General features: G+C 63.5%; 19 protein-coding genes. 7 read left to right on the top strand and 12 right to left on the bottom strand.

Going from position 1 to position 18,331, the window contains the following annotated elements:
* The coding region (locus JQ597_RS36095; protein WP_212270147.1) for a hypothetical protein at window positions 1–578 on the bottom strand (578 nt) is incomplete at its 3' end.
* Window positions 579–1,146: 568 nt separating this feature from the next.
* Between JQ597_RS36095 and JQ597_RS36090 the strand changes: the two genes are divergently transcribed.
* A complete protein-coding gene (locus JQ597_RS36090; RefSeq protein ID WP_212270146.1) occupies window positions 1,147–1,353 on the top strand; it encodes a hypothetical protein in 207 nt (68 codons plus the stop codon).
* Between the two features lie 227 nt (window positions 1,354–1,580).
* On the opposite strand, the gene JQ597_RS36085 is transcribed toward JQ597_RS36090, so the two are convergent.
* From JQ597_RS36085 to JQ597_RS36045, 9 genes are all read right to left on the bottom strand, one after another.
* The gene (locus JQ597_RS36085) at window positions 1,581–2,792 is read right to left on the bottom strand and encodes a virulence-associated E family protein (RefSeq protein ID WP_212270145.1); all 1,212 of its coding nucleotides are present in this window, start codon (window positions 2,790–2,792) and stop codon (window positions 1,581–1,583) included.
* A gap of 887 nt (window positions 2,793–3,679) precedes the next feature.
* Complete coding sequence (locus tag JQ597_RS36080; protein WP_212270144.1) at window positions 3,680–3,985, bottom strand: AzlD domain-containing protein; 306 nt, start codon at window positions 3,983–3,985, stop codon at window positions 3,680–3,682.
* Entirely contained in the window at window positions 3,978–4,694 is a 717-nt protein-coding gene (locus JQ597_RS36075) for an AzlC family ABC transporter permease (protein ID WP_212270143.1), read from the bottom strand. The genes JQ597_RS36080 and JQ597_RS36075 overlap by 8 nt, the downstream gene beginning before the upstream one ends.
* A gap of 35 nt (window positions 4,695–4,729) precedes the next feature.
* Window positions 4,730–5,659, bottom strand: coding sequence for a glutathione S-transferase family protein (locus JQ597_RS36070; protein WP_212270142.1), 930 nt, complete (start codon window positions 5,657–5,659; stop codon window positions 4,730–4,732).
* Entirely contained in the window at window positions 5,656–7,365 is a 1,710-nt protein-coding gene (locus JQ597_RS36065) for an FAD-dependent oxidoreductase (RefSeq protein WP_212270141.1), read from the bottom strand. Before JQ597_RS36065 ends, JQ597_RS36070 begins: the two co-directional genes overlap by 4 nt.
* Window positions 7,366–7,619: 254 nt before the next feature.
* Window positions 7,620–8,375 carry a GntR family transcriptional regulator gene (locus JQ597_RS36060; protein WP_212270140.1) on the bottom strand — a complete coding sequence of 252 codons (756 nt, stop codon included), beginning with the start codon at window positions 8,373–8,375 and terminating at the stop codon, window positions 7,620–7,622.
* Window positions 8,365–9,366, bottom strand: a complete 1,002-nt coding sequence (locus JQ597_RS36055; RefSeq protein WP_212270139.1) for a Gfo/Idh/MocA family protein — start codon at window positions 9,364–9,366, stop codon at window positions 8,365–8,367. Before JQ597_RS36055 ends, JQ597_RS36060 begins: the two co-directional genes overlap by 11 nt.
* On the bottom strand, window positions 9,363–10,256 hold the full coding sequence (locus JQ597_RS36050; RefSeq protein ID WP_212270138.1) for an NAD(P)-dependent oxidoreductase: 894 nt from the start codon (window positions 10,254–10,256) through the stop codon (window positions 9,363–9,365). The genes JQ597_RS36055 and JQ597_RS36050 overlap by 4 nt, the downstream gene beginning before the upstream one ends.
* A 9-nt stretch (window positions 10,257–10,265) precedes the next feature.
* Window positions 10,266–11,228, bottom strand: a complete 963-nt coding sequence (locus JQ597_RS36045) for a Bug family tripartite tricarboxylate transporter substrate binding protein (RefSeq protein ID WP_212270137.1) — start codon at window positions 11,226–11,228, stop codon at window positions 10,266–10,268.
* 179 nt (window positions 11,229–11,407) lie between these two features.
* On the opposite strand from JQ597_RS36045, the gene JQ597_RS36040 reads away from it, so the two are divergent.
* The gene (locus JQ597_RS36040) at window positions 11,408–11,800 is read left to right on the top strand and encodes a carboxymuconolactone decarboxylase family protein (RefSeq protein ID WP_212270136.1); all 393 of its coding nucleotides are present in this window, start codon (window positions 11,408–11,410) and stop codon (window positions 11,798–11,800) included.
* A gap of 29 nt (window positions 11,801–11,829) precedes the next feature.
* Window positions 11,830–12,720: an amidohydrolase family protein gene (locus tag JQ597_RS36035; RefSeq protein ID WP_212270135.1), complete on the top strand. Its 891-nt coding sequence runs from the start codon at window positions 11,830–11,832 to the stop codon at window positions 12,718–12,720.
* A 30-nt stretch (window positions 12,721–12,750) separates the two neighbouring features.
* Here the strand turns inward: JQ597_RS36035 and JQ597_RS36030 are convergent, their stop codons facing one another.
* Entirely contained in the window at window positions 12,751–13,080 is a 330-nt protein-coding gene (locus tag JQ597_RS36030) for a hypothetical protein (RefSeq protein ID WP_249148454.1), read from the bottom strand.
* A 17-nt stretch (window positions 13,081–13,097) separates the two neighbouring features.
* Entirely contained in the window at window positions 13,098–14,384 is a 1,287-nt protein-coding gene (locus tag JQ597_RS36025; protein ID WP_212270133.1) for a sulfite oxidase, read from the bottom strand.
* 240 nt (window positions 14,385–14,624) lie between these two features.
* Here JQ597_RS36025 and JQ597_RS36020 point away from each other — a divergent pair, with 240 nt between their 5' ends.
* Genes JQ597_RS36020 through JQ597_RS36005 form a run of 4 tightly spaced genes read left to right on the top strand, consistent with a single transcriptional unit; the run spans window position 14,625 to window position 18,309 of the window.
* Entirely contained in the window at window positions 14,625–15,686 is a 1,062-nt protein-coding gene (locus JQ597_RS36020) for an amidohydrolase family protein (protein WP_212270132.1), read from the top strand.
* Window positions 15,687–15,708: 22 nt separating this feature from the next.
* Window positions 15,709–16,821: an amidohydrolase family protein gene (locus JQ597_RS36015; RefSeq protein WP_212270131.1), complete on the top strand. Its 1,113-nt coding sequence runs from the start codon at window positions 15,709–15,711 to the stop codon at window positions 16,819–16,821.
* 15 nt (window positions 16,822–16,836) lie between these two features.
* Window positions 16,837–17,283, top strand: coding sequence for a Rieske (2Fe-2S) protein (locus JQ597_RS36010; protein ID WP_212270130.1), 447 nt, complete (start codon window positions 16,837–16,839; stop codon window positions 17,281–17,283).
* Window positions 17,284–17,334: 51 nt separating this feature from the next.
* Complete coding sequence (locus JQ597_RS36005) at window positions 17,335–18,309, top strand: quinone oxidoreductase family protein (RefSeq protein WP_212270129.1); 975 nt, start codon at window positions 17,335–17,337, stop codon at window positions 18,307–18,309.
* Window positions 18,310–18,331: the final 22 nt, after the last annotated feature.

The following is an 18,331-nucleotide window of genomic DNA, read 5'->3' as shown; positions in this document are numbered from 1 at the left end:
CCCTCGACGTCGGCGGTAGCTGGCTCTTTGCCTTCTCCAAGTTCGTCGGGATCGGCGGCGAGCGTATCCGCCCACCAAGTTTGTGTATCCTCGCGCAGCGCCGCCAAAGCGGCCTCGTAGGCGTCGTTTCGCTTGGAACCAAGCAATGCGAGAGCATCACGGGTCATGGTCTCATCCGCTGCCATGTCCGTCATATCCTCCTGGTTATCCGCCACCGTGGCCCGTATGGCGTCGACCACGCGCTCAGACTGGCCAGAAGTATCGAGATGGACCAGCGCCACCTTTACCGTCTCGCGGTAGGATGCCAGCGTCCCCTCCAGCCCGCGCCGGTGCGCGGCAGCCTCAGCAAGGCGAAGCCTGCGCTTGCGCCAGAAGATGCCGGCGATCTCCTCGACGAGGTGCTCCTCGGTTGGGCCTAGCGGACCATGCTCGGCCACTAGCGCCTCGACAACCGCGCGGTATTCGTCGGTACTTTCCCAGGGCAGCACCGTGTAGCCCGACAGCACGCCGTGGCGCAGCGCGTTGAAGCGGGTGATCTCGGTGCCGCCGGCCTGCAATGTCTGTGTCGTTTGCGTCATCGTTGCGTTCCTCGGTTTAGCCAATTGATATCGTCATGATTGACCACGCACGGCGACACGATCTCGTTCCGCCCCCGCCGCTCCGTAGCGGAGTTCGTCGTGGTATCGTCGGGCGTGGGCAATGCCATTCAGCCGTCAGGGTTTACAACGTGCCGGCAGAATTGGGCTAGCAACGCGTGGGTCTCTCGCGGAAACCAATCAGCGGGCATCCTATTGACGACTGACCACCACTCCGCCGTTTGTTCGTCTGATAACCGGTACTCGTCGGGCGGGTCTGGCCGCGTGATGGCGCTCATTCCTACGAACGGGGCGATTTCCCCTGGCTGCAGCCGATTTTCTTCCACGCTGTCTCATGTGTTCACCTCAAAAACAAAAATTGGGGGCATTTAGCGAAGGTACGGGGCCACGCGGTCCCAGAGGGTAGGCGACTAGAAAAAAATACCCCCCCCCGGCCTCTCGTGCGGACGCCCACGTCCCCTTTGTGATCCTCGTCACGGTCGACAGGGTCCCTGATCGGCTAAGCGGGACTTCACGGGAAACCTTCCAAATGAACTCAGGGAGACGAACGATGGCCAGCTTGAACAACGAACTTAATTCCGCGCAGCTCGACACCGTCAGCGGCGGCTGGTTCAGCATTGGGTTTGTGCGCCTGCAGTCACGGGATAGTGCGACGAACTCTTCGCCGTCCACACCCGAGGGCCCGGCATCCAAAGATGGCTCGACGGTCAAGTCGTACCCGAGCGCTTCGTTTGATCCGGTTACTATTCGGTTCTGAGCCGAAGGGTGATCGAAGGCAGTGTCACCAGTGTCACCGGTGTCACCGGTGTCACACGTAGGTCTGAAACCCTTATATGCGCGCGATACCGTATAAGCAGAAAGTGGTGACAGTGGTGACAGTGGTGACAATGCCTGTGCCACAAGGGTTTCTCGTGTCACCAGTATGTCCATTGTCACCAGTCTTGTAGTGGTGACATTCGTGCTTTGTGCTGGTTGGATCACTTGTCAGCCTACCTTTCGGTAGCGCCAACCGCGCTTGTCACCAGTTCTGGTTTGGTATCGCACCAGTTGGCGGGCCTTCAGGCAGCGCGCCACGCGGTTCTGCTCGGCCTGTCCCCAGCGGCTTATTTCGAGGTGCAGAACGTCGCGGAGTATCTCGGCCACCGACACATCGGCGACTGTCTTTAGGTACTCGGCAATCGGCTCGTCCCACGGGTCGCCCTGGTAACGGGCAGTCTGCTCGCCCTCAGCGATGCGAACCGCCTCCGGGTTCACAAGCCACCATGCGGCGCCGTCGGCGTATAGCCGGTCCGCCTCGGCCCAAAGCTGATCGCGGGCGGCCTTCAATCCAGCCAGGTCAATCTTGCCCGCCCTGATGGGCCAGAACCGGCGGCCACCCGTTTCATCTTTCAGGTAGGTGTCGCTATTCGTGGTACCCCAGAAAACGCAGGATCTGTTGGTTTCAATCAGGCGAGCCCCATAGGGCGGCCTGTAGCGGTCCGTGGTGCGGCTTACGAACGCCTTGATCTTGGAGACCTCGCCGCGCGACATCGCGTCCAGCTCCGAAATCTCGATGAGCCAGACCCCTTGTGTCTGCATCGAAGCATCTTTGCTGCCGAGGTCGGCGATCTCATCGGAAAACCACGGTTCGAACATTGCGCGGGCGGCAGAGGATTTTCCGGTGCCCTGGTGGCCTTCGATAATGGGGACGGTATCGACCTTGCAGCCAGGGTTGCGAATGCGCGCGACAGCGCCGATCAGCGCTGCTCTGCCGATGCTTTGCGTGTAGGGCGTCTCGATCGCACCAAGGTAATCGGTGGGCCACTGATCCAGTCGCGGCTTTCCGTCCCATTTAAGGGAATCGAGGTAGTCCAAAACAGGATGGTATGGCCGCTCTCTCGCCACCAAATCAACGGCCTGCGTTGTCGTCTGCGGCTTCAGCGGAATGCTGATGCCCTGCAGGTATTCGGTTAAGAGCAGGTCGTCGCTCGGGGACCAGTCGCGCTGAGCAAAGGCGTTGGGGTTGAACTCCCAAGGTGGGCTCCGCACGATCTGCGGCTTCATTGAAAATTCGTTGTAGGCGAGCAGAAGTTGGAGATCGGGATCGTTCCGCAGCGCGTGACACGCATTGAAAAGGTTGCCATGCGCGCAGCCGGCGACCGATCTGATGAGGCCGCTGGTCCACTCAGGCTTAGGTAGGCTGACCAGGTTGTTCATAGGCGCACCGTCGCGCCGGTAAACTCGGCCAATGTTGCTGCCGCCTGGATTGCCCTGTCTTCGTCGGGGATCGGGCGAGATTCGAATGCAACGTCACCGCCGCGCGAGATGTGGCGGACGGTGAAATAGTTGGTCCCATCGACGGGGTTCCTGCCCTGGCCAATGGTAACTGTGCCACCAAGGCGGCGAACGTCGCTTGCGAAGATTGGGGTCGTGCGGCGGACTGTCACCGCGGTAATCCCGCGAAGGCCAGCTCGGCGATGGCATTGGCCACGGAAGCGGTCAATGCGTACAGCCGCCGAAGATGTTGCGCCTGTCTGGCTGGCAGTATATTCTGGGGGTGCTCAAAGCTTCCAGGTTTGCAATTGGCCAGTGCAGGGTTGCCGCCCTCGCGCTGGCTTTGAGCTTCAGGGTTAGGCGGATGCATTGCTGTGCACCTCGCGAATGGTCTTGAAGTGCCGAAACTTGACTACCGGCGCCGGGCAGGGCGGGAGGCCGCTGGCCACGCGCAGTGCAAACTGGTGAGTTTCAAAGGGGCCCGGCGCATCGTCGCTAAGCCCGATCTGCCATAGGCCATCCTCCCTCTGTACGACGGGCTGGCCCAAGAAACGCCCAAGATTGCCGTGATCCGAACGTGAACGGATGGGGACGTTTTCAGCACTGTGAGAATGGTTTTTGCTGAAGTTTCCGTCAACACGCTGTGTTGACATGGTAGGGGTCACAGGTTCGATCCCTGTCGCGCCCACCAGCCTTCGCTCGCTTCGCGAGCTACGGCTAGGCAAGCCGGAACGTACCCTATCGTAGCGAAGCGAGCGAAGGCTGCCACGCCGAAGCCTTTTGGCGAAGGCGGGCTGGCGCCGCGATCTCCGCCCTCCACCACCCATCCCTCACATCCCCAAATTCTTCACCACCGCCGCCACGGCCGCGCCCACCAGCATGGCGCTGAGCGCGCTGTGGGTGACGGCGGCCACGAGTGCGGCCGCCGCGACCGCCATCCAGATCCGCGGCGCAGCGGCCAGCGTTGTCGGAACCACGATCGAAATCAGCACCGATACCGCCATGTATTTGAGGAAGGCCTCGATGCGCGGCGTGATTTTGACGTAAGACATGATCCAGACGCCGCCGACCCGTGTCGCCATCGTGACCAAAGTCAGCAGCAGGACGGCGGCCACCGCCGCAACCGTATCAACCATGGCGCCAGGTTCCGACGATCCCGCCGGCCAGGGCGCCCGCGATGATGTGCCAGCCCGGCGGCAGAACATAGGTCCCGATCACGGCAACCGCCGCCGCCGCAAGCCACGGATACAGGTCTTTGGCCCCCTTCCATTGGCCGACGACGACGGCCGCGAAATACGTCACCATGACCGCATCGAAGCCGAAGCGCGTCAGATCGCCGAGAAATGAACCCGCAAGGGCGCCGACCGCGGTGCTTGCGATCCATATCAGCCACATCGCGATGCCGCTGCCGAACAGAATGCCGGCGTCGACTTCTCCCCGCTCGCGGGCGGACATGGCGTACGCAAAGCTGCCGTCGCTGAGCCCGATCAGCGCCGCCAGCCGCCCCTTGATCGGGATCTGCAGCAGCCACGGCGCGAGCGCCGCGCCGAGGAGAATGTGCCGCGCGTTGACGGCGAGCACCGTGAGCGCGAGGGTCGCCAGTGGCAACGGCGCGTACCACAGATCAAGCAGCGCGAATTGCGAGGCGCCCGCATAGATCGCGATGCTCATCAGGATGCTGACTTCCGGCGCGATGCCCTTCGCGGAAGCGGCGACGCCAAACGCGATTCCGAACGGGATGATGAACACGGCGATAGGTGCGATTTCAACGCAGCCACGCCACACGCCTTTCGCGGTGAAGCGTGGAATTTGTGCCCGGTCGGTTACCGTCGTTTGCTCCGCCATGCGGCTATTTGAAAGCGAAGCGTTGGTTTGGTCAATCACGCATCCGATACGACATACCCAAGCCGCGGAAAGTGAACGACGACCTCGCCGAGATCAGGATCGCGCCTGCGGATGGCGATGTGGTGTACGGAGAGCGAGACGATTTCCCCCTCGATCGGCGTCTTGACCGGCTCATCGGCCGAAACCTTCACGACGTCGCCGATCCTCCAGCGTTCGCAATCGCGCGTCGCCTCCGGCGCGCGGGCCTCGGGTGTGGCTTTCGCCGCAATGGTGAGCGCGTCCTGTCCCGAGAGTTCGGTGCGGGTGCCGTGGCCGAGAATGCGGACCCGCTGCTCCCAGTCGCGCAGCCGCGGAAATTCGGCCAGCAGTTCGTCGGCGAGTTCAGGCAGGTTCGAGCGAACGTACCAGATGTTCATGTAGCAGCCGGCATCGGTGAGGCTGAATTCGCCGAGCAGGAACTTCCCGCCATGCGCGAGCTGCGCCTCGATCAGCGCCGCCTGGCTGCGAAACTGGTCGCGATGATGCGGCAATGCTGCCGCCATCGCCTTCACGTCGAACGGCGCGCCGCGCAATTTGGTCCGGTCGTCGATGAAATCCTGCGGGACCTTGTCGCCGAGCGAACCGAACGCCAAAAACACGGCGCTGCCAAAGAAGATCCGATCGGTCCACAAGCCGGTCATATCAGGCACGCCGCCATTGCCGCCTGGAAACAGCGTCGGCTCGGGAAAGCGCTTCTCGATCTCGCGCTGGATGATCCGGGTGTCGCAGAAAATGTCGGCGCCGATCTGCATGACAGGCGTGCGGCGATAGCCGCCGGTCAGCGGCACAAGGTCCGGCTTCGGCATGATGCGCGGGATCAGCACCGACTGCCAGGCGATCTGCTTGAAGCCGAAGATCACGCGGATCTTCTCGGAAAAGGGCGAGGCCTCGAAATGGTGCAAAATCGGCAACCGAGAATCCGTCATGCCGCTTGTCCCGCGATGTGCCGTCCCGCGATATACCCGAACGTCAGCGCCGGCCCCAGCGTGATGCCGGCGCCGGGATAATTGCCGCCCATGATGCTCGCCATGTCGTTGCCGACAGCGTAGAGGCCCGCGATCGGCTGGCCGTCGGCATCGAGCGCCTGCGCGTTGGCGTCGGTCCGGATGCCGGCATAGGTGCCGAGATCACCGATCACCATCTTGATCGCATAGAACGGCCCGTCCTTGATCGGCGCGATGCAGGGGTTGGGGCCGTGCAGCGCATCGCCCTGGTAGCGGTTGTAGGCGCGCGAGCCTTTTCCGAATGCCGGGTCCTGTCCGTCGGCGGCGCTCTTGTTGAACTGCGCGACCGTCGCCTCGAGCCCCCTGGCGTCGATGCCGGCCTGCGCCGCGAGTTCGGCGAGCGTCGCGCCGCGCTTGAGATAGCCGGTGCGCAAGTGATGGCCGAGCGGCATCGGAAACGGCGGCACGCAGCCGAGGCCGTATTTGCGCAAGGCGCGATGATCGCACAGCAGGAACGCCGCGATCTCTTCGCCAGGTTTTGCGACTTTCATCATGTCCTGCACGAAGTCGTGGTAGGAATTGCCTTCATTGGCAAAGCGCACGCCCTCGCGCGTCACCGCGATCACGCCGGGTTTGGCGCGGTCGATGAAATGCGGCATCACGCCCTTGCTGCCGTCCTTGCGCGTGGTGATCGAAACCGGCACCCAGGCTGCGGCATTGGGCAGCGAATCCTCGGCGCGGCCGCCCGCAGATTCCGCCAGCCGCAAGCCGTCGCCGGTGTTGCCGGTCGGGCCCGGTGAGTAATGTTCGTTGCCGGTAGGCGCGTGCGGGAACATCGCCTTGCGCCTCGCCACATCATGCGGAAAGCCGCCGCAGGCGAGGATGACGCCGCGCTTTGCATTAATGCGAATCGTGCGCCCGTCGCGCTCGACGATGGCGCCACGCACCGCGCCGCTGTCGCTGATCAGTTCGCGCACGGGTGACGATAGCCATAACGGGATCTTCAGGTCGAACGCCGATTTGGCGAGGCGTCCGGCCAGCGCATTGCCGTTGGTGAGGTTCATGCCGCGGCCATGGCGGATCACGTCGACCAGATGCTTCGACAGCCGCTTGGCGACAAACAGCGCCGAGGTCAGCGACTTGGTCGCGCGCATGAAATGGACGATCTCCTTGCCGGAGCCCAGCATCATGCCGAACACGGTGAGTTCGGGCAGGGGCGCGCCGATATCCTTGAGGTGCTCGCCGAGTTCACTTCCATTGAACGGCCGCGTCACCATCGAGCGGCCGCCCTGCGTGCCGCCGGGGGCCTCGGCGTGATAATCCGGAAAGGTCAACGGCATGTCGAAACGCACCGCGGTCTTGCTGGTGAAGAAATCCACCGCCTCGGGACCGGAGGTCAGAAACGCATCGACGCGGGCGGCATCGTAGGAATTTCCGGCCTCATGCCGCAGATAGGTCCGCGCCTGATCTGGACTCTCGACGATGCCCCAGTTGCGCGCCAGCGAGGTGCCGGGAATCCACAGCCAGCCGCCGGACCGCGCGGTGGTGCCGCCAAAGCGCGGCTCCTTCTCGACGACCAGCACCTTGAGCCCCTGATGCCCCGCAGTGACCGCCGCCGACAGGCCGGCGCAGCCTGAGCCGACTACCAGCACGTCGCATTGATACGTTTCTTGTTCGTTGCCCGCCACGCGATCTCCCCATGATCCAATTTTGGAAACTTAAGCAAGTTTCGGCGCCGCTGTCTTCACCTCGCCCCGCTTGCGGGGAGAGCATAGGCCGCCTCCGGCGGCCGTCCTTAGAGAACGCCGAGGCGAAGCCTCGGCTATGGCGCATAGCGCGGCGGGTGAGGGGGTACAGGTCTATCGATAGACCACAGGTGGCGGAGAGAGCCCCTCACCCCAACCCTCTCCCCGTAAAGAACGGGGAGAGGGAGGAGAGCAACCTACACCTTCGGCCGCAGCGAGCGCTGCATGTCCATGGTGTAGGTGTAGCGTCCCTCCGGATGCGTGGTGACGGTGACCTCGAACAGTTCCTCGCGCAGGCCGTAGTAACGGCGCACCATCGTCAGCGCGGGTGAACCGGGCTTGACCCCGAGCGCCTTTGCCAGTTTCGCCGGCATGCCGCGCGCGAACACTTCCAGTTGCGCGTATTCGATGGTCTCGCCGAACATCTTTGCGATCTGCTCATGCACCGGGCTGCGGCCATGATCGCGCCGCTTCACCACGCCGGCGAATTTCCGCAGCACATAGATTTCGACCCAGCCCAGCGGATCCGCAAATTCATCGGAGCGGCGGATCGCCTCGATCAGGAACCAGTGCTTGCCGGGTTCGCATTTCAGCAGGGCGGCGAGGTTGCGGTCGGCGACAACATCGCTGGAGCCCACCACCTGGCGATAGGTCTCGTTGGAATATCGCAGCCATTCATTGAGTGATTTGACGCTGTGCGTGAACAATACCGGTGGTTCGGCCGCGATCACCACCGAGCCGAGCCCGGCCCGCCGAACGATCAGGCCCTGTTCGGTGACGATCCGCAGCGCCTCGCGCACGGTCTGGCGGCTGGCGCCGAACCGCGCCATCAATTCGGTCTCGGTCGGCAGCAATTCGCCGACCGGCGTCGAGCCGAGCCGGATTTCCTTCTGCAGCTCGGCGGCGATGTCGCGGTAGCGCGCCGATTTGCGCGGTTCTTTTTTAGCGGCCATGTTGACCGGCATTTTCTTGAAGGCTTTGACATTGCACGGGCAGGCCAGATTTCATCGATTGCAGCGCCGCCTCGAACGCCGACAAGGTCGCCAGCACCTCGGCTTCCCTTACCGGGAATGCACCCTTGTTCTCGATCGCGCTGGCAAAGGCGTCGAGCTCGGCGCGCAGCACGTCGGTAGCTGGATAGGTGAGCCGTTGCGGCGCAGCGCCGCTCTTTCGCAGGATCATGGTCGTTTCATCCAGCACCTCGGCGGAGCCGTCCGTTCCGAACAGGTGTATGCGCCAGTAGAACGGCGTTGCCCGCACGGTGGCAAGGGTGCCGGTGACGCCATTGACAAAATCCAGCGCCACGACCGCCGTATCGAGCGGCGGCGGGCCGGTCTCGCGCTGACGCAGCCGGGCATAGACCCGTTCCACCGGCCCCAGCATGCTGACGAAGGCGTCGAGCACATGCAGGCCCGCGCCGGTGAAGCCGCCGCCGGGCGATTCCTCCGGCGATAGCCGCCATCCGCTGGTGATTTTCTGCGAGTTTTCGTTGCTGTTGTGGCCCTCGACGTGAAGGATGGTCCCGAGCTGGCCGCTTGCCAGCGTTTCGTGCAGGGCGCGGATCGATGGCCAGAAGCGCCGGTTATGGCCGACGGCCAGCATGACCCCGGCGTCGCGGCAGGCGCCGAACATCCGCGCGGCGTCGGCGCGCGTCAGCGCCAGCGGCTTCTCGCAAAAAACCTGCTTTCGCGCCCCCGCGCAGGCGATCACCTGCGCCGGATGCAGCGAATGCGGCGTCGCCAGCAGGATCGCGCCGATCGTGTCATCGGCCAGGACCGCATCGAGATCGGCGGTCAATTCGAGATCGTGTTGGCTGCAAAATTGCTGCGCCGCCTTGATGTCAGGCTCGACGGCGCGGACGATTTTCAGCCGCGGATGGCCGCTGGCGGCTTCGACCAGATTGCGGCCCCAGCGGCCGAGACCGGCAATGGCGGCACGGATCATCGCAACACCTCAGGCAAGGCGGACCGCCGCCGGATCGCCTCGATGACCGCGGCGCTGTCGCGGTCCGGGCCCTCAAGCGCGATCGTGGCGCGCAGAAGTTCGGCCTGGATGGTGGTGAGCGGCAGATGCATGCCGCATCGCCCGGCTTCCTCGATGATCAACTCGGCATCCTTCAATGTCTGGGCAATATGTGACTGCGGCCGATAGTCCCGCGTCAACATCTTCTCACCCTTGGAGTCCATCACACGGGAATAGGCGGCCGATTGCCGCGCCGCCGCCAGGAAGGCGTATCCGTCCAGGCCCATGCGTTCGGCGAACGCGATTCCCTCGGCCAGGGCGGCGCGGTTGTTCTGCAGGATCAGGTTGATCGCGAGCTTGGCCCGGCTGGCGTCGCCGATCACGCCGACGCGGAGGCTGCGCGGGCAGAGAATATTCAGGAGTCCGCCGGCGTGGTCGATGACGCCGTCGTCGCCGGCCAGCAGCGCCGTGGCGGTGCCGTCGAGCACCTCGGTGCTGGTGCCGGATATTGGCGCCTCCACCAGCGGCAGGCCGGCGCCCGATGCGCGCGCGGCAATCCGGATGATCTCGCCGGGTCCGCAGGTCGTGGTGCAGATCACGACCGGCCGCACGGCGCCGGCGCCATCGTCGATTTCATCGAACAATGCCTCGACCTGTTCGCCGCTATAGACGGCGACGATGATTGTTCGGCAACGCCCGGCGAGTTCACGCACCGAATTCGCGACCATGCCGCCACTGGCCTTGAACATCCCGCATCTGACCGGGTCGATATCGAACCCGACCAGCGGGATCTTTGCGTCGATCAGCCGCGCCGACAGCGCGATGCCCATCAGGCCGAGGCCAACGATCCCGACCGGCGCGTCCGTTGTCATCATCCACGCCTATTTGGCTTCGATGCCGGCGGCCTTGGCATCCGCCGTCCATCGCGTGATTTCGCTAGCGATGAAGGCGCCAAATTCCGCCGGCGGCATCGGGGCAACGACCATGCCGAGGCTCGCAAGCCTTTCGCGCACCGCCGGCGTCGACAGGATTTTCTGGGTTGCGGTGTAGAGCCGGTTGACGACCGGTTCCGGCGTCTTCGCAGGCGCCAGCAGCCCGTACCAGATCGTCGCCTCGAAGCCCGGCATGGCATCGGCGAGCGGAGGCAGGTCCGGCGTCAGTTCGTTGCGCTTCGGCGACGTCACGCCGATGCCGCGCAGCGTGCCGCCCTGCATTTGCGGGATCGCGACCGAGAAATCCGCAAAGGCCAGATCGATCACGCCCGAGATCACGTCGGTGACCGCCAGCGGCACGCCGCGATACGACGCCGAGAGGATCGTCATGCCGCCCCGGCTCTGCAGTTGCGCGTTCGATATCTGCGAGGCGCCGGAGCCATAGCCGGCGGTCAGGTTCGGACGGCTCCTGGCGTATTCCATGAATTGCTTGAGATCTCTGGCCGGGAAGTCCGGCTTCACCAGCAGCACCATCGCTGTCGTGATGGTGCGGATGACAGGTGCAAAATCTTTTGCCGGATCGTAGGGCAGGGTTTTGAACATCGCGACGTTGCTGGCCTGGGTGGTGTTGGTTCCCATCAGCAGGGTGTAACCGTCAGGCGCGCTGCGCGCGACTTCCTGCGCGCCGAGACTGCCGAGCGCGCCGCTGCGGTTCTCGATCACGACCGTCTGCCCAAGATCCTCCTGCAGGCGCTGGCCGATCAGGCGCGCGACCTGGTCGGGTCCGGCGCCGGCGGGAAACGGCACGATGATCTTGATCTGCCTCATCGGATATTCGTCGGCGGCGTTGGCCTGCGGTCCCGACAGTCCGAGCAGGACCAGACCGGCGAGAATGCGAAATCGCAGCTTCATCCTGTTTCCTCCAGCCATCATCGGCGAAATCTCTTTACGGATTTCTATTGATTTATACGGACAAATAGATATGGTGCAAGAGATCGTGGCCTAAAATGGCTATTTTAGCGGATTCAGCCGTTCACGAAATGACCGTATAATGTAAGGTCAGATTGGCAACGCCGCGTGGGGAGTTCGAATTGGACACCAGTGAACTGTACGCCCGAGGCCTGCGCCGGCGCAAAAAGCTGTTCGGCGAGGCCGATGTCGCCGAGCGCATGGCGGCGTCGGGCGAGTTCGGCGCGCCGCTGCAGAACATCATCAATGCCTATGTCTATGGCGACGTCTGGGAGCGGCCGGCTCTCTCCGACGGCGTCCGCAGCCTGGTGATGCTCGGCATGATGGCTGCGAGCAACAAGCCCGCCGAGTTCCGCGTCCACGCCAAGGGGGCGCTGGCGAACGGCTGCACGGCGGCGCAGGTGCAGGACGTCCTGCTGCTGGTGGCGATGTATTGCGGCGTGCCCGCCGCGATCGAGCCGACGCGCATCGCCGCCGATATTTTCGGCGAAGCCGATCCCGCCACGAAGCCGTAAGCAGATGAAGCCATAAGTTAGATTCTGCAATGAAATCCGTTCCAACCGTCGACGCGCACCATCATGTCTGGCGCCTGAATGATCTGCCCTGGCTGTCCGGGCCGCCTGTGCCGCGCATTTTTGGACCTTACAAGCCGATCTGCCGCGACTACTCGATCTACGAATACCGCAGCGACATCATGGACTGCGATATCGTCAAATCGATCTATATCCAGACCAATTGGCCGGCGGGGCTGAGCTACGACGAGGCGCGGTGGGTTCAGTCGATTGCGGATACGACCGGCTGGCCGCACGCCAATGTCGCCCATGCGGATCTCGCCGATCCCGACGCCGGCAGTTTGCTCAAGCGTCTGGCGGCATTGCCGGCGACACGGGGCATCAGGCAGCAATTGCATTGGCATGAGAACGCGCAATACCGCTTCGCGCCGCGCGCGGACGTGATGAACGATGCGGACTGGCGGCGTGGTCTCGCGATGCTGGCCGAGCACGGTCTGCTGTTCGAACTGCAGATCTTCGCTTCCCAGATGATGGACGGCGCGAAGCTGGCGCGGTCGTTCCCGGACATCGTGTTCGTGCTCGAACATGCCGGCATGCTGGAAGACATGTCGGCGTTGGGTTGGCAGCTTTGGCGCGACGGCATGGCGGCGTTGGCGCAATGCCCGAATGTCAACGTCAAGCTCTCCGGGCTCGGCACCTTCGTTCACGCTTGCCGCGCCGAATTGATCGGTCCGATCGTCAAGGAAACCGTCGCGATGTTCGGCGCGGACCGTTGTTTTTACGGCAGCAATTTTCCGATCGAAAAGCTCTGGACCGATTACGGCACGCTGTACCGCACCTTTCGCAGCGCCATCGCGTATCTCAGTGATGCCGAACAGGCCGCCATCCTGCATAACACCGCGAGCCGGCTGTACCGGATCTGACTGGCTCGTGTTCGCTTGGCAGCAAACAGGTTACTTGGCAAACGGGTTCTGCCAGCCGCCGCGCGCGGCGGGGGTTCGCGGCGGATAGGCAGCTTCGAGATAGCCCAGCACCACGGCGCGATCCTTGTCGTCGAGTGGCGGCATGTTGTGCCGCCGGATCATCAGGTTGATCGAATCGTCCCACTGCGCGCGCGTCAAACCCTGCTGGGCGACGAGTTTGAAACCATGGCAGGCGGTGCAGGCATAGAACGTCTCGTCGCGGCCGGCCCCGGCGGCAAATTCCTCCGGGCTCTCGTCACGCGGCGTGAAGGCGGTCTGGGCGATCGCCGGCGTCATCCACAGCAGTGCGGCGACAGCCATTCCCAAAGCTCGCAGCATCAGCCCACCAGCACCGCGATCCGGTGCATGGCGTTGCCGCCATAGCCCTGCGGATTCCAGAAGCCGGCCTGGTGCGGCTGCATCGCTCCCTTTGAATCGGTCGCGCGCGTCCAGATTTCAAAATAGCCGTCGGAAGCCAGCTTCACGCTCGCGGTCCAGCGCTGCCAGTCATATTTGTTCTTCGGCTTTTCCAGCCTGGCGCGCTGCCAGCTCGCACCGAAGTCGGTCGAGACGTCGATCTGCTTCACCGTGAGGTCGCCGGCCCACGACGCGCCTCGCAGCTTCAGCTCCTTCGTTCCGGCCGCGAACTTGGCGCCATTCGCCGGGCTGGTAATGATCGAGCGAACCGGCATCGACTCCAGGATCCGGAAGTTTGACGGATCGCCCTTGTCGCCCGGGATCATCGGCTTGATCGGGGTGCGATACGAAAACTCGGTCATCCCCGGGCCGTCATGCTCCTTGTCGCGGATGGTGATCTTGGTCAGCCATTTCTGCGACGCCGAGCCCGGCCATCCCGGCACGATCAGGCGCACCGGCCCGCCATGAATGTTCGGCAGCGGCTGGCCGTTCATGGCCCACACGATCAGCGTGTTGGGATCCATCGCCTTTTCGATCCGCACGCCGCGCGAGATCGTAGGCTTGGTTGCGTCGCCCGACAGATGCAAATCGGTGGCATAGTGCGCGGTGTATTTGGCGCTGGGTTTGAGCCCCGCGCTCTTGAGCACATCGGCAAGCGGCACGCCGGTCCATTCGGCACAGCCGACCCCGCCATTGCTCCACTGGTTGCCGCGCGCCGGCGGCGAGAATGCCCCGCGACCGTTGCCGCCGCACTCCAGCACGATGCGCCGCGTCACCGTCTTGTATTTCGATTTCAACTCGCCGAGCGTGATCTCGATCTTGTTGTTGACCTCGCCGTCGATGGTAATTTTCCAGGCGTCGGGATTCTTCGTCTCTTCGGGCAGCTGTCCGTTGTTGCGGATGAAGAACTTCTCGATCGGCGTGGTGTCGTCGTCGAGCAGGCTCTCCGGCGTCTCCGCCACCAGCGGCTTGTCGCCGAGCAGGACGAGCTTTTCATTCTTGCCGGGGAATTTCAGATATTGCGGCCCTTTCGGCGCGGCGGCCGCGGGCGCGGCGCCTTGTGCATAGGCGGCGGAAATGTCGGCGCCGCTGCCGGAAATCCCGAGGGTGACTCCGAAGGCAGCAAGACCCGTCGTTGCCAGGAATCTGCGCCGGTCGATCTGCATGCTGTTCTCGCTACTGGCGGCCTTCCGCTCCGTATGCGTCATAACGTTTCTCCCCCGGTCTCTGTTTCTTGCGGGTTCAGCCGGAATCTTTCCCGGCCCGCTTGAGACGAGTATTTGCGCTTTGCTGCCGTGCCGCAAGGCCGCGAATATCGCTCGGTATGCGTCCATCCAAGGTCTGCCACCCGGTCGGTTTCCACGTTCGACCCTTGCGCAGCCAGCACATCGGCGGCACATTTGCGGGGCGACGCACTCGTTGCCAATAAAGACACTCAGGGAAACGCCATGGCGGCCACGCGGATCGACTGCGACATCCATCCCGCGGTGGGCGGAACCCGCACCACGCTGCTGCCCTATCTCGACGATCACTGGAAAGAGCAGGTCGTCAGCCGCGCCATCGACGGCCTTGATCTCAATTCCTATCCGCCGAGCATGCCGTTGTCCGGCCGCGCCGACTGGCGCCCTGCGACGGGCAAGCCCGGCAGCGACCTCGCGATGGTGCAGCGCGGTGCGTTCGACCAGCTCGGCGCCAGCCACGCGATCTGCAATGTGTTGTACGGTGCGCAAGCGGTATTCGATCCTTATATGGCGGCCGCGTTCTGCAAGGCGATCAACGACTGGATCGCGGCCGAATGGCTCTCGAAGGACAAGCGGCTGCGCGCCTCGATCGTGGTGCCGATGCAGGCGCCGGATCTCGCGGTCGAGGAAATCGAGCGGCTTGCGGGTGATCAGCGCTTTGTCTCCGTGCTGGTGCTGGCGCAGGGCGATCAGCTGCTCGGCAAGCGTCACTTCTGGCCGGTGTATCAGGCCGCCGAGAAACACAAGCTGCCGATCGCGATCCATGCCGGCAGCCAGTACCGGGGCGCGCCGAGTTCGATCGGCTGGCCGTCCTACCGCTACGAATTTTATTTGATGGAGGCGCAGGCGTTTCAGGCCCAGATACTGAGTCTGGTCTATGAGGGCGTGTTCGGCAAATTCCCGGGCTTGAAGGTGGTGCTGATGGAATCAGGCGTCAGCTGGCTGCCGGCCTTCATGTGGCGCGCCAACAAGACCTGGCGCGGCGTGCGCGTCGAGGTGCCCTGGGTCGAACGCGAGCCGGCCTCGATCATCCGCGACCATTTTCGCGTCACGATGCAGCCGTTCGATGGCCCGCCGGATGCGGCTGGCGTCGCAGATATCATCGAGCAGATCGGTTCCGACAAGATGTTCCTGTTTGCGTCCGACTATCCGCACTGGCAGTTCGATGGCAATGACGCGATGCCGCCGCATCTGCCGGCCAGTATCGTTTCGCGCATGTGCGCCGACAATCCGCTGGAAACCTTTCCGCGGCTGAAGCTTGCGGCTTGAACTACCTTATGAGGAGGATCGCATGAGCGACGTCATCGACCGCCCGATTCTGGAACAGGAAGCCGCCGCCAAGAGCCGGCTGCGCATCATCGACTGCGACGTGCATCCGAGCATCCATGCCCATAGCGACCTCGACCAGTTCATGACGAAGCGCTGGCAACAGCATTTCAGGGAATATGGCAGCCATTTGCGCACGCCCTATATCGGCACCACGCCCTATCCGCGCTCTTCGCCGCTGATCGCGCGGCGTGATGCGTGGCCGCCGACCGGCGGGCCTCCGGGTTCCGATCTCTCCTTCATGCAGAAGCAGCACCTCGATCCCCTCGATGTCGAGTACGGCATTTTGCAGGTGCTCGACCTCTTCATCTTCTCGCAGCAGAATCTCGAATTCGGCGCCGCGATCCAGCGCGCCATCAACGACTGGCAGCTCGCCTTCTGGTCCGATCGCGATCCGCGGTTGAAAGCCTCGATCCTCGCCGGCCAGGACGACACGGCGCTCGCGATCGCCGAGATCGAACGCTGCGCCAAGACCGGCCGCTATGTGCAGATCAACGTCTGCCCGCGTGCCAATGAACCCTTGGGCCGCCGCCGCTACTGGCCGATCTACGAGCGCGCGCAGGAACTCGGCCTGCCACTCGGCATTCACGTCGGCGGCTATGGCGGGCACGCGCCGACCGGCGGCGGCTGGCCGTCTTATTATGCTGAAGAACACCAGAGCAACGCGCATACCATGGCGTCGATGCTCTGCAGCCTCGTGCTCGAAGGAATCCCTGAACGTTTCCCGAACCTGAAGATCGTGTTCATCGAGGGCGGCTTCGGCTGGATCCCGCCTGCCATGTGGCGGATGGACCGGCATTTTGAGACCTTCCGCAGCGAGGTGCCGCATCTGAAGCGCAAGCCGTCGGAATATGTGAAGGAGCATTTCTGGTTCACGACGCAGCCGATCGACGAGCCGGATGAGGCAAAACATTTGCGCTCGCTGATCGAATGGGTCGGTGTCGATCGCCTGCTGTTCTCGTCGGATTACCCGCATTGGGACTTCGACGATCCGCGCTTCGCGTTCAGGACGCCGCTGTCAGAGATCGAGCGCCAGAAGATTTTCAGCAGCAACGCGCGCTCGGTCTACAAGCTATGATAGTTTAACCCAAGCATGGCCCGGCACATCGTCGCCCGCACCTCAGACATCCCGCCCGGCGGCAACAAGGTCTTTGGCGTCGAGGGCCGCGACATCGTCGTGTTCCACGTCAATGGCGAATTCTTTGCGTTGCTCAATCGTTGTCCGCACGCTGGTGCGCCGCTGGAGAAGGCGGCGTGCGTGGCGCGATTGACCTCGCCGGAGCCCGGTGTCTATCAGCGCTCGCGCGTCGGCGAGCTGCTGCGTTGCGCCTGGCACGGCTGGGAATTCGACATGCGCAACGGGCAATCCTATTTCGATCCGAAGCGCGTCAAGATCCGTTCTTATCCGGTTGCGATCGAACGCGGCGAAGAGCTTACTCAAGAACTTGCCAAAGGTCTTGAAGACCTCGAGAAGGGCCCCTATGTGGCCGAGACCTTTGCGGTCCATGTCGAGGACAGCTACGTCATCATCGAGACTTGAACCGCCGCAACATTTTTCTCTTTTCATCCCACCCGAAGGAAGAAGCATCCCATGACGCACGCCATCCGTTTTCACAAGACCGGCGGTCCTGAAGTTTTGACCTGGGAGGAAGTCCAGGTCGGCAAGCCTGGACCGGGCGAGGCGCGCATCCGCCACACCGCGGTCGGTTTGAACTTCGTCGACATCTACAACCGCTCGGGGGTCTATCCCGTGCAACTGCCGAGCGGGCTGGGCAGCGAGGGCGCCGGCGTGGTCGAGGAAGTCGGCAGCGGTGTCACCGATCTGAAGCCCGGTGACCGCGTCGCCTACGGCGCCTCGCCGCTTGGCGCCTATTCCGAAGCGCGGCTGATCCCGGCCGATCGCCTGCTGAAGCTGCCCGATGGGATCGATGACAAGACCGCGGCCGCGATGATGCTGAAGGGCCTGACCACGCAATACCTGATCCGCCAGACCTATCGCGTCAAATCCGGCGACACCATTCTGCTGCATGCCGCGGCCGGCGGCGTCGGCCTGATCCTCGGCCAGTGGGCCAAACATCTCGGCGCCACCGTGATCGGCACCGTGGGCAGCGAGGAGAAGGCGAAGCTCGCGCAAGCCCATGGTTGCGCCCACACGATTATTTACACCAAGGAGGATTTCGTAAAACGCGTCGACGAAATCACCGGCGGCGCCAAAGTGCCGGTGGTTTATGACTCCGTCGGCAAGGACACGTTCCTGAAATCGCTCGATTGCCTCGCGCCGCTCGGCGTCGCCGCGCTGTTCGGCGCGTCCTCCGGCGCCGTCGAGCCGCTCAACCTCGGCCTGCTGGCTGCGAAGGGATCGCTCTACGTCACCCGCCCGACGCTGTTCACCTACGCCGCCAAGCGCGAGAATCTCGTGGCGATGGCAAACGAATTGTTCGAAGTCGTGAAATCAGGCGCGGTCAAGATCGAGGTGCACCAGACCTATCCGCTGAAAGACGCGGCCAAGGCCCATGCCGATCTCGCTGCGCGCAAGACCACGGGGTCGACGGTGTTGACGGTGTGAGGCCCCCGTTCTCCGTCATGGC

The sequence above is a fragment of the Bradyrhizobium sp. AUGA SZCCT0177 genome (genome assembly GCF_018130125.1).
Taxonomy (GTDB): domain Bacteria; phylum Pseudomonadota; class Alphaproteobacteria; order Rhizobiales; family Xanthobacteraceae; genus Bradyrhizobium.
This window is presented reverse-complemented; position numbering and strand designations above follow the sequence as displayed.

Coding starts and splice junctions, on each gene's coding strand:
- JQ597_RS36025 (WP_212270133.1), bottom strand. CDS start 14,384: ATGACGCATACGGAGCGGAAGGCCGCCAGTAGCGAGAACAGCATGCAG.
- JQ597_RS36090 (WP_212270146.1), top strand. CDS start 1,147: ATGGCCAGCTTGAACAACGAACTTAATTCCGCGCAGCTCGACACCGTC.
- JQ597_RS36005 (WP_212270129.1), top strand. CDS start 17,335: ATGACGCACGCCATCCGTTTTCACAAGACCGGCGGTCCTGAAGTTTTG.
- JQ597_RS36060 (WP_212270140.1), bottom strand. CDS start 8,375: ATGGCCGCTAAAAAAGAACCGCGCAAATCGGCGCGCTACCGCGACATC.
- JQ597_RS36010 (WP_212270130.1), top strand. CDS start 16,837: ATGGCCCGGCACATCGTCGCCCGCACCTCAGACATCCCGCCCGGCGGC.
- JQ597_RS36035 (WP_212270135.1), top strand. CDS start 11,830: ATGAAATCCGTTCCAACCGTCGACGCGCACCATCATGTCTGGCGCCTG.
- JQ597_RS36030 (WP_249148454.1), bottom strand. CDS start 13,080: ATGGCTGTCGCCGCACTGCTGTGGATGACGCCGGCGATCGCCCAGACC.
- JQ597_RS36080 (WP_212270144.1), bottom strand. CDS start 3,985: ATGGTTGATACGGTTGCGGCGGTGGCCGCCGTCCTGCTGCTGACTTTG.
- JQ597_RS36015 (WP_212270131.1), top strand. CDS start 15,709: ATGAGCGACGTCATCGACCGCCCGATTCTGGAACAGGAAGCCGCCGCC.
- JQ597_RS36070 (WP_212270142.1), bottom strand. CDS start 5,659: ATGACGGATTCTCGGTTGCCGATTTTGCACCATTTCGAGGCCTCGCCC.
- JQ597_RS36020 (WP_212270132.1), top strand. CDS start 14,625: ATGGCGGCCACGCGGATCGACTGCGACATCCATCCCGCGGTGGGCGGA.
- JQ597_RS36050 (WP_212270138.1), bottom strand. CDS start 10,256: ATGACAACGGACGCGCCGGTCGGGATCGTTGGCCTCGGCCTGATGGGC.
- JQ597_RS36045 (WP_212270137.1), bottom strand. CDS start 11,228: ATGAAGCTGCGATTTCGCATTCTCGCCGGTCTGGTCCTGCTCGGACTG.
- JQ597_RS36055 (WP_212270139.1), bottom strand. CDS start 9,366: ATGATCCGTGCCGCCATTGCCGGTCTCGGCCGCTGGGGCCGCAATCTG.
- JQ597_RS36075 (WP_212270143.1), bottom strand. CDS start 4,694: ATGGCGGAGCAAACGACGGTAACCGACCGGGCACAAATTCCACGCTTC.
- JQ597_RS36085 (WP_212270145.1), bottom strand. CDS start 2,792: ATGAACAACCTGGTCAGCCTACCTAAGCCTGAGTGGACCAGCGGCCTC.